13 protein-coding genes are annotated in these 15,410 nt (G+C 52.7%); 10 read left to right on the top strand and 3 right to left on the bottom strand.

Annotation, left to right across the window (positions count from 1 at the left end; all coding sequences use genetic code 11):
• Nucleotides 1-10 precede the first annotated feature (10 nt).
• On the bottom strand, nt 11-1,054 hold the full coding sequence (gene nadA, locus EJE49_RS07010; protein WP_370685819.1) for a quinolinate synthase NadA: 1,044 nt from the start codon (nt 1,052-1,054) through the stop codon (nt 11-13).
• A 10-nt stretch (nt 1,055-1,064) separates the two neighbouring features.
• Nucleotides 1,065-1,736, bottom strand: coding sequence for an NUDIX hydrolase (locus EJE49_RS07005; RefSeq protein WP_124949686.1), 672 nt, complete (start codon nt 1,734-1,736; stop codon nt 1,065-1,067).
• Between the two features lie 261 nt (nt 1,737-1,997).
• Here EJE49_RS07005 and EJE49_RS07000 point away from each other — a divergent pair, with 261 nt between their 5' ends.
• From EJE49_RS07000 to EJE49_RS06975, 6 genes are read left to right on the top strand one after another with little or no spacing between them, the layout of a single operon-like run.
• On the top strand, nt 1,998-2,996 hold the full coding sequence (locus EJE49_RS07000; protein ID WP_124949685.1) for an NAD-dependent epimerase/dehydratase family protein: 999 nt from the start codon (nt 1,998-2,000) through the stop codon (nt 2,994-2,996).
• Nucleotides 2,997-3,003: 7 nt separating this feature from the next.
• Nucleotides 3,004-4,395, top strand: coding sequence for a glycosyltransferase family 2 protein (locus EJE49_RS06995; protein ID WP_124949684.1), 1,392 nt, complete (start codon nt 3,004-3,006; stop codon nt 4,393-4,395).
• Nucleotides 4,362-7,226, top strand: a complete 2,865-nt coding sequence (locus EJE49_RS06990; protein WP_124949683.1) for a tetratricopeptide repeat protein — start codon at nt 4,362-4,364, stop codon at nt 7,224-7,226. The genes EJE49_RS06995 and EJE49_RS06990 overlap by 34 nt, the downstream gene beginning before the upstream one ends.
• A gap of 15 nt (nt 7,227-7,241) precedes the next feature.
• On the top strand, nt 7,242-8,327 hold the full coding sequence (locus EJE49_RS06985; protein ID WP_124949682.1) for a polysaccharide deacetylase family protein: 1,086 nt from the start codon (nt 7,242-7,244) through the stop codon (nt 8,325-8,327).
• Nucleotides 8,327-9,394, top strand: coding sequence for an endo-1,4-beta-xylanase (locus tag EJE49_RS06980; protein WP_124949681.1), 1,068 nt, complete (start codon nt 8,327-8,329; stop codon nt 9,392-9,394). Before EJE49_RS06985 ends, EJE49_RS06980 begins: the two co-directional genes overlap by 1 nt.
• A gap of 10 nt (nt 9,395-9,404) precedes the next feature.
• Nucleotides 9,405-10,685 carry a nucleotide sugar dehydrogenase gene (locus EJE49_RS06975; RefSeq protein WP_124949680.1) on the top strand — a complete coding sequence of 427 codons (1,281 nt, stop codon included), beginning with the start codon at nt 9,405-9,407 and terminating at the stop codon, nt 10,683-10,685.
• Nucleotides 10,686-10,699: 14 nt separating this feature from the next.
• Here EJE49_RS06975 and EJE49_RS06970 read toward each other — a convergent pair whose 3' ends face one another.
• Complete coding sequence (locus EJE49_RS06970) at nt 10,700-11,080, bottom strand: hypothetical protein (protein ID WP_124949679.1); 381 nt, start codon at nt 11,078-11,080, stop codon at nt 10,700-10,702.
• Between the two features lie 136 nt (nt 11,081-11,216).
• Between EJE49_RS06970 and EJE49_RS06965 the strand changes: the two genes are divergently transcribed.
• The 4 genes from EJE49_RS06965 to EJE49_RS06945 form a co-directional block, all read left to right on the top strand.
• Nucleotides 11,217-12,164, top strand: a complete 948-nt coding sequence (locus EJE49_RS06965) for an AEC family transporter (RefSeq protein WP_124949678.1) — start codon at nt 11,217-11,219, stop codon at nt 12,162-12,164.
• 231 nt (nt 12,165-12,395) lie between these two features.
• Nucleotides 12,396-12,830, top strand: a complete 435-nt coding sequence (locus EJE49_RS06955; protein ID WP_124949676.1) for a hypothetical protein — start codon at nt 12,396-12,398, stop codon at nt 12,828-12,830.
• 46 nt (nt 12,831-12,876) lie between these two features.
• The gene (mpl, locus tag EJE49_RS06950; RefSeq protein WP_124949675.1) at nt 12,877-14,220 is read left to right on the top strand and encodes a UDP-N-acetylmuramate:L-alanyl-gamma-D-glutamyl-meso-diaminopimelate ligase; all 1,344 of its coding nucleotides are present in this window, start codon (nt 12,877-12,879) and stop codon (nt 14,218-14,220) included.
• An 86-nt stretch (nt 14,221-14,306) separates the two neighbouring features.
• Nucleotides 14,307-15,410, top strand: a 1,104-nt coding sequence (locus tag EJE49_RS06945) for a pyridoxal-phosphate-dependent aminotransferase family protein (protein ID WP_133313957.1), incomplete at its 3' end; no start/stop codon positions are given.

Below are 15,410 nucleotides of genomic sequence, written 5' to 3'. Positions count from 1 at the left end.
GCGCAACAAATCATCGTTGCGCGGCAAAATCCAGCATCCGTTGGATCGACAGCACGGCGCGTTGGCGTACCGGTTCGTCTATGAGAATTTCATTGGCGCCGGTTTCCAGCACATGCAGGAGATTACGCAAGCCGTTCATCGCCATCCATGGGCAGTGGGCGCAGCTCTTGCAAGTCGCGCCCACGCCGGCGGTAGGCGCTTCGAGGAATATTTTGCCGGGTGCCGCAGCACGCATCTTGTGAAAAATGCCATTGTCTGTTGCCACAATGAATTCACGATTGGGCAGATTCTGTGCGGCGCGGATAATCTGCGTGGTAGAGCCCACCACATCAGCCAGAGCGATGACTTCCTCCGGTGATTCGGGGTGAACCAGCACGGCAGCATCCGGATGTGTGAGTTTCATTGCAGCCAGCTCTTTTGCCTTGAATGCCTCGTGCACAACGCAGGAACCTTGCCATAACAGCATGTCGGCACCGGTGGTGGTGCGTACATATTCACCCAGGTGCTTATCGGGAGCCCACAGGATTTTTTTGCCTTGTTTATGCAAGTGCTCGACGATTTTAACCGCAGTGCCGGAAGTGACTACCCAGTCAGCACGTGCTTTGACGGCTGCCGAGGTGTTTGCATATACCACGACCACGCGATCCGGATGCTGGTCGCAGAATGCGGCAAACGCATCAGCCGGGCACGCCATGTCCAGCGAGCAATTTGCATTCAGGTCGGGCATCAGCACACGCTTTTCCGGATTAAGGATTTTTGCCGTTTCGCCCATGAATTTGACCCCGGCCACAATGATGGTTTTGGCCGGGTGAGCATGACCAAAACGTGCCATTTCCAGCGAATCCGAAACGCAGCCGCCGGTATCTTCAGCCAGATCCTGCAAATCGGCTGAAGTGTAATAGTGGGCAACCAGCACAGCATTCTGCTGCGCCATCAGGGTTTTGATGCGAGCAAGCAAAGTGCTGCGCTCAGCATCGGTCAGGCTTTCTTCAATCATCGGCGGGGCGATGATTTTAGGCAGGACAGGCATGTGAACTAAGGTCTGTATGGTCATGGTGGCCTCGTTAACGGATGTAGTGTACTGCGCCGGGATGAGCGACGCGATAGAGTTTGGCAGGGCGATGGTTGCCTACGCGGCGCGTGGCGCCTGTTTCAGCCAGTATGTCCAGTGTCAGTATATGCTTGCGAAAGTTGCGTTTATCCAGTGCTTCGCCGCGTATGGTTTCATAAACCTTTTGCAGCTCGCCCAGAGTAAATGTTTCGGCCATCAGGCCAAATGCCACCGTGGAGTAATCGAGTTTGGCACGCAGGCGTTGCTGGGCCAGCTGGATAATGTCCTGGTGATCAAAGGCCAGTGCCGGCAGTTCATCAAGATTGAACCAGTCCACCTCGGCTGCGTCAGATCCGGCAACCGGGGTGAGTACCTCGCATGGGGCCAGCGCGTAATAGGCCACGCTGATGATGCGCTCGCGCGGGTCACGATCGGGTTTGCCAAACGTATACAGTTGTTCCAGATACACGCCGGTGATGCCGGTTTCTTCTTCCAGCTCCCGTAAGGCGCACTCTTCCAGGCATTCATCCGGGTCGACGAATCCGCCGGGCAGTGCCCAGCAGCCCTGAAAAGGCTCGCCGCCGCGGCGTATCAATAGTATGGCCAATTGTTCATCGCGTATGGTGAACAACGCTATATCAGTGGTTAATGCCGGATGTGGGTAATCGTAACAAAACTTTGCCATGATTTCTAAAGTGTAAAAGATACACTCGTACGATAGTGTTTGTTGAACACTATGTCAACTGGCAGAGATAATAAAGAGTCAATTATCTAAGGCTGGATTCATAGCAATGATTGCGGATATGCTCTACTGAGAGGAAATAGAAAATACACCTTGGCACTTTTAAATTTTTCTGCCAAGATGAAATTGCATATAAAAATATATACAAGTACGCAATGTACTGGCTGGCCTCGAGATAAGTAACAATAGTGAACAGGGAGGGGTATGCATATATTAATTACAGGTGGAGCGGGTTTTATCGGTTCGCATCTGGCTGAATATCATCTTGCGCGAAACGATAGCGTGCATGTTGTGGATAACTTCAATACAGGCTTGTATAACAATATCAAACCCATGCTCGCGCATCCCTTGTTTCGTTTTGATGAGGCGGATATCGTTACCTGGGCGGGTCTGGATAAAGCCGTCGGCTGGGCTGATCGTATTTATCATATGGCCGCTGTGGTCGGTGTGAAAAAAGTGCTGGAAGACCCGGTAAGCGTCATGGCCACCAATATCGCAGGCACCGAGCGGGTAATGCGGGCGATGCATCAAGGAAAATGGAACCCCCAGTTAGTGGTTGCCTCAAGTTCAGAGGTGTACGGCTTTAACGATAAATCCAGCTTTGCAGAAACGGATGATGTGGTATTTCATTCTGGCAGCCGGTTACGATGGTGTTATGCCGTGACTAAACTTGCGGATGAGTCATTCGGCTATGCCTATGCCCAGAAATATGGGCTCAATATCACAATTGCCCGTTTATTCAACACCATTGGCCCGCGTCAGATCGGGCAATATGGCATGGTGGCCCCGACGTTCGTCAAACAGGCTGTCAATCATCAATCCATTACCGTATACGGCGACGGTAATCAAACCCGATCATTCTGTGATGTACGCGATACGGTAACGGCACTGGATCTGTTGGCCTCCGCACCTGCTGCCAGAGGCGAAATCGTCAATGTCGGCAATGATCAGGAAATTACCATCAAAGACTTGGCGCAATTGGTTGTTGATCGCGCGAAAAGTGCATCGCCGATACGTTTTCTCAGTTACGAAGAGGCTTATGGTGTTGCCTTTGAAGATGTATCCCATCGTCGGCCGGATTTAACGAAGTTACGTGAACTAACCGGCTTTGAGCCGCAATGGACATTGGTAAATACGATAGATGATTTAATCCTCCGGGCTCGCACTCACGAAATACCGGTTAACGAAACCACTACTGGGTAAGGATGCTATGGCTACAACTCCCTTTTTCGTATTAAGTCCGAATACTGTGCTCAGTATTATCGGCTTACTTCATGGGCCCGATGAAACGGTGCCTACCCCAGCCGAAGATTGGCACACGGCGTCAGTTGATGTGGTTATTCCGGCGTTGAATGAGGAAAGCAATATTGCAATCTGTCTGGCTTCGATAGCACGGCAGACCAAGCGACCGAAGCGCATTATTCTTGTCGATGATGGCAGCACGGACAAGACCATAGAATATGCGAATACCTTTGCCGAACAGAATGGCATGGAATTAATCGTCATTCACCGTAAAGAACCTATCGGCAAAACCCCGACCCTGAAACGCCAGTCCCGCGAATTCGATTCGGATGTCGAGTTTATTCTGGACGGTGATACGGTGCTTGAGTCCGATAACTACATCGAGCGGGTCGTAGAAGAGCTGTACAAAGGTGCCGGGATCGCCAGTGCCTGCGGCACTATTTTGCCACTGCGTGACCGTGACCGACACGCGATGATTGATACCGCACCGCTACAGCAGTTTCTGGCGGCAAAACCAGAGGCATCCATTTACCCGAAAGTCGGGTGGATGCGACATCTGCAGCGTGGCATTACCAACCTGTACCGCGATGTGCTGTATTTTTACCTGCAAAAATTCGTGTACCACGGCCAGATGGTGTTTTTCGGCAGTATTCTGAATCCGGTAGGCTGTGCCGTGGCCTATCGCCGCGATTTGCTGAAAACCATGATTTTCGATCATTATGAGCCGTTGTTAGGTGATGACCTGACCAACTCGGAAGATATCTTCATTGGTTTTGCGTTGAACGACAATGGCTTCAGAAATATTCAGCTAACCGACGTCTATGCGCGCTCGCAAGAGCCGGAAGTAAGCAAGGTTCCGCATCAACTGTATCTGTGGTCATCGTCATTCCTGCAAAGCTGCTATTATTTTGATGAGTTGATGCGCAGCCCGTTCAAGGCGTTAAAGCGTTACTGGCATCATCGCAAAGAGCAGGAAGACATGGGGGCGGACATTGCAACCAAGCGGAAAATTCTGGAACAATACCGCCAGCCGTTTGGCATGGATTACACCCTCAAATACGGCCGGCCGATTGGCTGGGTGTTGTTGATGTCGGCACTCGAGAAAATAGCATTCCCTGCCGCCCTGACTATCATGATCATCCTGAAGATGTGGGAGCCGTTGGCGATCACTCTGCTGGCTGAAAGTGTGGTGTCAGTCAGTATCCTGACGATCATTGCCAAGGGGCAGCGGCTTGAGTACTTCCTCAAAGCGATATTGGTGACGCCATTACGTTACGCCGTGATTTTGTTTGACCTCATCACGATGGTGCGTTTTGCAGCAGATTTATGGATCTTCAGAAACAGGCGGTGGCGCAAATGAATAAGTATCTTTCAGTTGGCATGACAGCATTATGCCTGTCAGTACCCGTATTGGCGCAGAGTGCGGAACAAATACCCGAAGCAGGAATTGCCGCCGAGGGTAAGGGGCAATGGACGGAAGCAGTTAAGATTTATCAGCAGTCACTTAAAAATAATCCGAATCAGCCCCATTTATGGCAACGCATTGCCGATATTCAAGCGCGTCTTGGCGATCTTGGAGCCAGCGCCGCTGCGCTGAATGAAGCTACCCGTTATGCGCCTGCGGATGCGGGCCTTTACGCCAAGCTATCCGAGGTGCATGCGGCTGCCAAGAATCCTAAAGCGGCTTTGGCTGCGATTGATCAGGCGGTCGCGCTGGAACCCAAAAATCTGAAATACCTGCAGGCGCGAGCCAGTCTGGCAAGCTGGGCGCAAGATTACGCAAAATCAGCCGATAGTTATAGCCGGATTCTGGCGCTTGCACCCGACTCACCCGATGCGGTATTAGGCATGGCGCGTACTCAGGTGTGGCAAGGTAATCTGGAACAGGCTGCCGCTAATTACAAGCGTTATGTTGATGGACACCCCGCTGATCAGGCTGCGCTTAAGGAATATATCAACGTAGAAACCAGGCGCAAGCAATATGAGAGTGCGCTGGATCTGCTCAATACCTCCCGTCAGCGGTTTGGCGCGGATTTGGGGTCCTGGATGCAAACGTCAGATATAGAAGCGGCGGCGGGCAATCCTAAAGGTGCTGCTGCCGCGCTGGAGCAGGCCACAAAGTATGCGCCAGCGGATGGCAAACTCTACCTTCGTCTTTCTCAGACCTATGCCGTTACTCAAGATGGCAAATCTGCGCTGACGGCGATTAATCATGCGGTGCAATTGGAGCCAAATAATCTTGAATATCTGCGTGCCCGTGGCGTACTGGCGACATGGAATGCAGATTATGTCATGGCTGGCGATAGTTACTCCCGTGTGTTGGCAATAGCACCCGATGATGCTGCGGCGACCTTGGGCTTGGCGCATTCCTATTCACAAAGAGGTGATGCGGATAAAGCAATCAAGCTCTATCGCGCCTATCTTGAGAAGCATCCTCAGGACAAAATTGCGATGATGGAGTACATGGAAGATGAAGCTACGCGCGGCAATGCGGCTGTCGTCAAAGAGTATGGTGAGATTTACCGTCAGCGCTTTGGGGAAAGCAGGGAATACTGGCTGCGTATGGCCGATATCGAGGCTCTGGCAGGCGACGACCGGGCTTCGGCAGAGGCTATCCGGCAAGCGACGCGCTTCGCCCAGAACGATGCCAATCTGTTCTACCGTTTATCGCAAACCTACCCTGAGCTCAAGGATGTGAAAAATGCATCTGCAGCGATAGAGCGCGCGGTGCAGCTGGAGCCGAAAAACCTGGAGTTTTTACGTGCCCGTGCCGATCTGGCGGGATGGGGTTCGGATTATGCGACCGCACTGGATAGCTACGATCGCATATTGGCCATTGCGCCTGACGATCCCGGTGCGATGCTGGGCATAGCACGTATTCGGGCTTGGAAAGGCGATACCGACAAATCGGCAAAATCTTACAAAGCCTATCTGGCCAAGTATCCGCAAGTTCAGGTCGTATGGATAGAATATATCGAGGTTGAGGCCGAGCGGGGCAACTACGCTTTGGCAATGGAACTGCTGGAAAAATATCGGCAGCAATACGGTGAAACTGCACCCTATCTGAAGCAGAAGGCGCGGGTTCTGGCCTGGGCGGAACGGCCTACACCGTCGCTGGCTATTGTGCATGGTTTGCACCCGACTATGCCGAACGATTATGAGCTGGCCACTACGCATACAATAGCGCTGGCCGGGGCGCATCGCCCGCGTGAGGCTGTGGGAAGTTTAAGCGAATTGACCCGTCTGGAGCCGGACAGCAAAGAAACGGCAGACACTACGCGTGTTATTAAAACGCCGCTGCGTTCCAATATCAATTTTATGTTCGGTTACATGGCCAGCTCGGATGACATCACGATCAAGCAATTGGGTGTGAATGGCGAGTATGTGCTATCGCCAGAAACCCGATTGTTTGCCGGATCTGACAAACAGTGGCTGAATGCCGCGGCAGGCAGTGGTTACGAGACTGTCAGTGGCGAGACAAGTACTGAATATAACCGCAACTGGATTGGCGCACGCCATTTGTTCACCCCGAAAATATCGGTGGATGCGCAAGTAGGTGGTGGCACGACTTCAGGTGCGCAGAATTTTATTTATGAAGTGGGCGCGGACTTGCAGCTTAAAGATAATCTCAGTATGCGTGTGTCCAGGCGACAGGATTTGTTTGTGGTTTCACCGCGGGCAGCCTCACTTGGCATAGAGCGGCGCGCCAATACGCTAACCGCCAGTTGGCAGCCGGATTTACGTTATACCGTAGACAGCTTGTTATCTTATGACACGTTCTCGGATGGAAATACACGTTGGGAAGCTAATTTGGCACCGCGGCGTGCTGTGGTGCGCAGTCAATATCTCAATCTGGATTTGGGCGTAGGCGGACGCTGGTTCAGCTACAAGGAAGATCCAGGTAATGGCTACTATGCGCCGAATATGTATCGGCGTTATTCGGTGACGGCTTACAGTTACTGGAAGCTGAGTGATGATAACGGCATTAGTGTTACTGCCAGTGCCGGGCCTTACAAGGATAACACCATGGATGGCTACCGTACCGGCGGGGATCTGGTTGTGGAGGGCGTGTTCGGGCTTTACCGCGACTGGATGCTGGATGCACGGGCCTCGCTTTCATCTTATGGTGCCGGTGCAACGGGTGCCTACCGTTCAAGGTTGTTTGAATTAATCCTGACCCGGCGTTTCTGATACCGGTACGGTTCGTTGACATGGTATGGCACGGCAGCGAATGATGCGTTACAGCATGTGTTTGCTGCAGTGGCGCAGCAGCGCCTAATCCATACAATGCAACCGGGAAAAATGATGAAGAAAATGGTGAAATGGTTTGCCTTGCTCGGAGTGCTGTTTGGCACTTCGGGCGCTGTGTCGCATGCGGAGACATTTGTTGTGCAGATGCCGCACCGCGAAGTCGCCGTGACGTTCGATGATCTTCCTTTTGTGGCGGGCTACAGCGATAACTGGACGGTGTTGCGCGGCAAGTCGGATCAGCTTTTACATCAGATCACAGCCAACCATATCCCGGCAGTCGGGTTCGTAAATGAATCCAAGCTCTACGTGCAGGGGCAGTTGAATGAGCAAAGTCTGGCCATACTCAACGACTGGCTGAACGCCGGATTGGAGTTGGGCAATCACACCTTTTCTCATCTATCGCTGAGCCGTATACCGCTGGAGCAGTTCGAGCAGGATGTGCTGCGCGGCGAAGCGGTAACGAAACCGCTGCTGGCAGCGCGGGGCATGCAGTTACGCTATTTCCGCCACCCCTATTTGCAGGTTGGTAATGATGCTGCCAGCCGATCAGCATTTGAAAAATTCCTTACGGAGCATGGCTACACGGTTGCGCCCGTGACGATCAATCACGCCGAATGGGTATTTGCTGCTGCTTATGACAAGGCTGCGCAACAGGGTAATCAGGCAGGGATGCAGCGGGTGGCAGAGGCCTATATTCCTTATATGGAAAAGGTTTTTATAGATGCCGAGAAACGCTCGGTGGATATTTTCGGGCGCGAAAATAAGCAGGTATTGTTATTGCATGCCAATGCATTGAATGCCGATCACTTTGGCGAGCTGGTTGAAATGATGAAACGGCGTGGGTATGTGTTCATTACCTTGGCAGACGCCTTGCAAGACAAGGCCTATGCCTCGCTTAATACGTATGCTGGCCAGGTAGGTTTTTCCTGGCTTGATCAATGGGCGCTTTCCGTTGGGCTGACAACAAAGAAAGATGAGGCAGTGCCGCCGTTCGTCAGAGGCTTGGCCGGTCTGCCGGTAGTCACCTACCAGGGTTATTAATGACGATGAAGCGTATCTGCAGACGGCTTGTTTTTGTACTGTTCTCTGCATGGGTGGCGACGGCAAGTGCGGCGCCAGCCCTTGAATCGATGGCGGGCACTTTGCGCGGATCAGCCCAGATGCGCGGCGTACAGATTGGTGCGAGCGTCGATGAAGATGCATTGCGGGATGATGCGGAATACGCTGCCACACTCGCGCGCGAATTTAATAGCCTCACTCCTGAAAACAGCATGAAATTTGACGCTTTGCATCCTGCGCCGTTTCATTATGAGTTTGCCGGTGGTGATGCGGTGGTTGATTTTGCCGAGCAGCATAATATGCAAGTGCATGGCCATGTTCTGGTCTGGCATGAACAGTTGCCAGCCTGGCTGATCAATGGGCACTGGACGCAGGCGCAGTTACGCATGATTTTGCGCGAATACATTTTTCGAGTAGTCGGGCATTACCGCGAGCACATCAAAATATGGGATGTGGTGAGTGAGGCAATTGATGATAATGGCGCGATGCGGCAGACTTTCTGGTCACAAGGTATCGGCCCGGATTATATCGCGCTGGCTTTTCAATGGGCGCATGAGGCCGATCCTGAAGCTGTGCTGCTGTATAACGATTATGGCGGTGAGGGCGGTGGCCCCAAGGCGGATGCCATCTATAAACTGTTGCAGGGGTTGCGTGCGCAAGGTGTTCCGGTTAATGCAGTCGGTTTGCAAATGCATACCAGTGTCGAGGCTGCGCCTGATATACAGGCAGTAAGTGCAAATATGGCGCGATTAAACAGCCTTGGGCTCAATGTCTTTATCACTGAAATGGATGTCATGATCAAGCTTCCGGTGACGCCAGCCAAACTGCAGGCGCAGGCTGATATATATCGCGATGTATTGAACACATGTTTATCCGCCAGGAACTGTCATCATTTTACGTTGTGGGGGTTTACCGACCGCCATTCGTGGATACCGACTTTTTTTCCGGGTAACGGCGCGGCGCTGATATTTGATGAGCAGATGCAGCCCAAACCGTCATACCGTGCATTAATGGATGCATTGTCCACTTCTACTATCAAATCGCCTTGAAAGGTTGGATATGAGTACTGTAGCAATCGTTGGCCTGGGATATGTTGGCCTGCCCCTTGCCGTGGCGTTCGGCAAGATCATGCCTACGATAGGTTTTAGTCATACCCGCAGTAAGGTGGAGGATTTTCGCCGTTATGTTGTAGCGGGGTCTGATGTAGAAAGCAGTGAATTGCGTGCGGCTGAACAACTGACATTTACGGATGATCCGGTGCTGCTGGCGGAGGCGGATTTTATTATTATTGCCGTGCCTACCCCCGTGGATGCTGCCCATCAGCCTGATTTCACTCCGCTCATTGATGCTAGCCGTACTGTAGGTCAGCACATGAAACGTGGTGCGATTGTAATTTATGAATCTACGGTGTATCCCGGGGCAACGGAAGAGATTTGCGTGCCTCAGCTTGAGCAGGCATCCGGTTTGAAATGGCAGCATGATTTTCACGTCGGCTATTCGCCGGAACGTATTAATCCTGGTGATAAGCGGCATACGCTGAGTAACGTAGTCAAAATTGTTTCCGGAGACAGCGCAGCGACTCTGGCGCTTGTGGCTGGGTTGTATGCTTCTATCGTCACAGTGGGCGTGCATCGCGTGTCCTGTATCAAGGTGGCAGAAGCTGCAAAAGTGATAGAGAACACGCAGCGCGACTTGAATATCGCGTTGATGAATGAACTGGCGATCATTTTTCATCTGGTCGGTATCGATTCGCAGGAGGTGCTGGAAGCTGCGGGCACCAAATGGAATTTCCTGCCATTTCAGCCGGGATTGGTGGGTGGGCATTGTATCGGGGTGGATCCGTATTACCTGACCAGCAAGGCAGAAATGCTGGGTTATCACCCGGACGTGATTCTGGCTGGGCGGCGCATTAACGATGGCATGGGCAAGTTTATTGCGGATCAGGTCATCAAGCTGCTCATCAAAAATGGCAGTCCCATGAGAGGGGTGAAAGTCAATGTGCTGGGACTGACTTTCAAGGAAAATATAGCGGATTTGCGCAATTCCAAGGTGATGGATCTGATTCGGGAGTTGGAATCATTCGGGGTGAAGGTTTTTGTGCATGATCCCGTTGCTGATAGCGTTGACGCAGTCCATAAATATGGGCTGAATTTGCTGGCATGGGATGAATTGCCGGTTGCGGATGCGATGGTGGTGGCCGTTGCCCATCAGCAGTTTCTGGACAAACCCGTGTCCGATTTACTTACCAAACTGGTTCCCAATGGCTGCTTTATCGATGTTAAGTGTCGCTTTGACGCGACGGCTTTGCAGGCTGAAGGTTTGACGGTATGGCGTTTGTAATTGCCGGCTGTTGATTAAGCTGTTGGAGGGTGGGGCGGCTGTTCCAGCCCGCTACAGAAATGGCGCAAGAATTCCTCAATGGATTCAGCAAATTCAGGGTCTGGCGACATTTGATTGATGCTGCCATGCACGACGGTTTCGCCATGGCGGCTGGTGATGGTCCATTGAAAAGCGTTAGGGCAGCTGGTCAGTGCATAGCGCACGCCGTTCCTGACCGGACGACACTCCACTTCAAATACGCCCCACATACATTCTGCGTTCGCCGTTGAGCCATCGGCAGAGATGTGGTCGACGCTGTAAACGTCTTCGCTCAGTTGCGGCAGATTTTCCAGCGTGCATTGCTGCAGGATGGTGGCAACGGGAATTTCGGGGGTAATGGTGTGGGCCCAGTCCATGATTGCATACCTCGGTTGGTGTCATGGAATGATACTGGTTTTAATGCGTGAATGGCAAAGTTTGGCGCGAATTGCTTTGCGCTGAACGAGAGAATCTGCGTTATTATCATACTGTCCTTATTTGTGTTTGCGTTCCATGTCTCTCGCCTACTATATTAAACTTCTGCTTGAAGTGATGTTGCCCATGGTCTTGCTGGTTGCAGCCGGTGCTGCATGGCGACGTAGCCTGGGCGAAAATGGGGTGAAACTGGTGCGCGGTTACATCTCGACCATTACCATCAATCTGTTTGCACCCGCGTTGCTGTTCGCAGCAGCGGCAAGTGCGGATATCACCACAGAGTTATTGTCGGTTCCGCTATTGCTGGGGCTGAGTGTCCTGTTCGGGTTTGGCGTACTGTATTTTGTGCTGTTCCATACCCGCATCGGCGCGAATCTGGCAGCGACTACCCGGGCCGGACTGTTGCTGTGCGGCATTTTTGGCAATGTGCTGTTCATGGGTTTTCCCTTGCTGCATTTTCTGTTCGGTGACGAAGGTGGCCGCTATGCGGCGTTCGCCGATATGGGCGCAGCCACACCGTTGTTATGGAGTCTCGGCGTATGGATAGCGATACGTTTTGGCGGGCAGGTCGCGCATCAGGGTAACCCGGTCAAGGCATGGCTGATGCTGCCGCCGGTATGGTCGTTCATGGCCGGTATTGTGGTGAGCCTGATGGGCTGGGAAGTCAAGCCGATTATCAGCGCCTCGCATTTTATTGGCCAGCCTACCGTACCGGTAATGTTGCTGATGCTGGGCTTGTCCATCCCCTGGAGCCGGTTGGCGCCGAATCGTGCCGTGCTGAGCGTGGCCATGTTCAAGCTGCTGGTATTGCCATTTACCGCTCTGCTGGTGTCCTGGTCCTGGTTCGGTACCTTGCGCGATGCCCAAATTGCAGCGGTGATCGAGACTGGGGTGCCCACCATGCTGATGGCATTGAGTGTGGCTGACCGTTACCAGCTGGATGTGGAAATGGTGGCGCTGACTATTGCCTGGAGTACTGTGCTGTTTCTGTTTACCCTGCCGTTGTGGTTGCTGATCCTTATTTGATGGCGCGTGTTTTTGCTGTTATTGCTTTCTCCGCTGCGGCCCGGCGTACGCAACCCGGCGTTATGTGTCGGGCATGGGGCCGGAGTCGAAAAGCCCGACCAAATGTGTGTACAATTCAACGCTGCGGAAATTTCGCGGTTTCACGCGGTTAAGCCAGTATTCTATGCCCGAGGATTGTTGAATCCGGATATTCCCCGTTTTTGAGCAGACTATCATTTTAAGGAACCAGTCATGAGCCTGATTATTCAGCCTAATTCGGCAGCCAGTGAGCCAGTCGACAAGCGCGTTACCCTGAAAACCAAAGTAGGCGAGATGGTGAGCGTGGAGTACACGCTGCAGGATGAAAATGGCCGCCCCAGCGCGGCGGAGTATCTTGATCATCTGTACAAATCGATCAAGGAAAAGCTCGGGGAAGTGGTTATTGCAAAGCTGGATGATACGGTTGATTCCAATAATATTCCCGAGATCAAGAAGCAGATACTCTATATTGCGGCATTCCATGATTCCATGTTTGGCACGTTTAACCGCACCAGCACATTGCCCGAAAGTGAGCGTAAGGACTTTATCGAGATTTTCCTGCTGGCGGTCGCGACACTGATCCCGGGGCGCAATATTCTGGTCGACCTTGCCAAAGGTACGGTCAGCGATGGAGCCGGATTTAACTGAACCGGGTTCGTATAACCATCATTCCAATTCATCCGTAGACGATATTATGCATTTACATATTTTAGGCATTTGTGGCACTTTCATGGGCGGCATTGCGGCGATTGCACGTGCAGCCGGGCACAAGGTGACAGGGTGTGATGCCAACGTTTACCCGCCCATGTCCGATCAGTTGCGTGAGTTGGGGATAGAGCTGATCGAAGGTTTCGACCCGGAGCAGCTTGAGTTAAAGCCCGATGTCTTTGTTATCGGCAACGTGGTGACGCGTGGCAATCCGCTGATGGAGGCGATCCTGAATCGTGGTTTGCCGTATATCTCCGGCCCGCAATGGCTGGCGGAAAACGTGTTGCATGATAAATGGGTGCTGGCAGTGGCGGGTACGCATGGCAAAACCACGACGACGTCGATGCTGGCATGGATACTGGAAGATGCGGGTTTGCATCCAGGATTTCTGGTGGGTGGCATTCCGCAAAATTTCGGTATTTCGGCGCGGCTGACCGAGCTACCATTCTTTGTCATCGAAGCAGATGAATACGACACGGCGTTCTTCGATAAGCGTTCCAAGTTTGTGCATTATCATCCGCGCACGGCGATCCTGAATAATCTGGAATTTGATCACGCCGACATTTTCCCGGATCTGTCGGCGATCGAAACCCAGTTTCATCATCTGGTGCGTACCGTGCCCGGCGAAGGTCTGGTGATTGCCAATGGTAGCGAAGACAGTCTGCGGCGGGTAATTGCGCGCGGCTGCTGGACACCGGTGGAATGGTTGGGGGTGGGCGATGGCTGGACTGCGCAGGGTGGTGAATCTGAATTTGCTGTGTATTTTAACGGCGTCAGGCAAGGTGATGTGTCGTGGTCATTGATGGGCGCACATAACGTGCATAACGCGCTGGCGGCCATCGCTGCGGCACGGCATGCCGGTGTATCGGCAGCGGTAGCGTGCGAGGCGCTGGGACGATTTGAAAATGTGAAGCGGCGCATGGAAGTGCGTGGCGTGGTGAAAGGCGTCACGGTGTATGACGACTTTGCCCATCACCCGACTGCGATTGCCACTACGCTAGGTGGTTTGCGGCGCAAGGTCGGAGCAGCACGGATACTGGCTGTACTGGAGCCGCGCTCTAATACCATGAAGCAGGGGGCGATGAAAAACGCCTTGCCCGCCAGCTTGCGTGACGCCGATGCGGTATTCTGCTACGCCGCCAATCTGGGCTGGGATGCGTATGCCGTATTTGCCGAAATGGGCGCTGTGGCACACGTGCATGAGGATCTGGATGCACTGGTTGCCGCTATTGTTGCCGAGGCGCGTCCCGGTGATCAGGTCCTGGTGATGAGCAATGGCGGCTTCGGTGGTATTCATGACAAATTGTTGCGTGCGTTAGCCGCGTCTTAATGTGATAAATAACCCTGTATTTGTCAGGGTATTTATTTGCGCGCAACCAAGCTAAAATCTTTTTTCGTTACTCACTCAGGATACTTATGGAAAAGCCGAATTTCACTTCTTTCATGCCACCTCATCGTACATTAATGGGCCCGGGGCCTTCCGATGTGCCACAACGCATACTGGATGCGATGGCGCGTCCGACTATTGGCCACCTTGACCCTGCCTTCGTCAATATGATGGAAGAAATGAAAGTGTTGCTGCGCTATGCTTTCCAGACCGAGAATTCATTGACGATGCCGGTTTCTGCGCCAGGTTCTGCCGGGATGGAGATGTGTTTTGTGAATCTGGTCGAGCCGGGTGATAAAGTCATCGTGTGTAAAAACGGCGTGTTTGGCGGGCGCATGCTGGAAAACGTCAAGCGTTGCGGTGGTATTCCGATAGTGATTGAAGATGCCTGGGGTGCACCGGTGAGTGTGGAAAAAGTTGCAGAAGCTTTTGAGCAGCATCCTGATACCAAGGTGCTGGCTTTTGTGCATGCGGAAACTTCAACTGGTGCACGTTCGGATGCGCAATTTCTGGCGGCGCTGGCGCATCAGCATGGCGCGCTGGTGATCGTGGATGCTGTTACTTCGCTGGCAGGCATTCCGCTGCTGGTGGATGAATGGGAACTGGATGCGGTGTATTCCGGCAGCCAGAAATGTCTGTCCTGCACACCGGGTCTGTCACCCGTGACCTTCAACGAGCGCGCCATCGCGAAACTGAAATCACGTAAATCACCCGTGCAAAGCTGGTTTCTGGATTTGAATCTGGTACTGGGTTACTGGGGTAGTGCCGGTAAACGTACTTATCACCATACCGCACCGGTCAATACGCTGTATGGCCTGCACGAGTCGCTGATATTAATGACTGAAGAAGGTCTGGAAAATAGCTGGGCCCGTCATGCGCGCAACCATGAAATGCTGCGTGACGGACTGGAAGCGCTGGGCTTGCAGTTTGTGGTGGACAAGGATTACCGCCTGCCGCAACTGAATACCGTCACCATCCCGGAAGGCGTCGACGATGCAGCGGTGCGGGCGCGACTGCTGAACGAATTTGATCTGGAAATCGGTGCCGGTCTCGGTGATCTGGCTGGTAAGGTATGGCGTATCGGTCTGATGGGCCACTCCAGCCGTCCGGAGAATATTGATTTCTGCCTGTCG

The organism is Sulfuriferula thiophila, from assembly GCF_003864975.1.
Taxonomy (GTDB): domain Bacteria; phylum Pseudomonadota; class Gammaproteobacteria; order Burkholderiales; family Sulfuriferulaceae; genus Sulfuriferula; species Sulfuriferula thiophila.
Note: the sequence above shows the minus strand (reverse complement) of the source record. Positions and strands in the feature narration are given on the sequence as shown.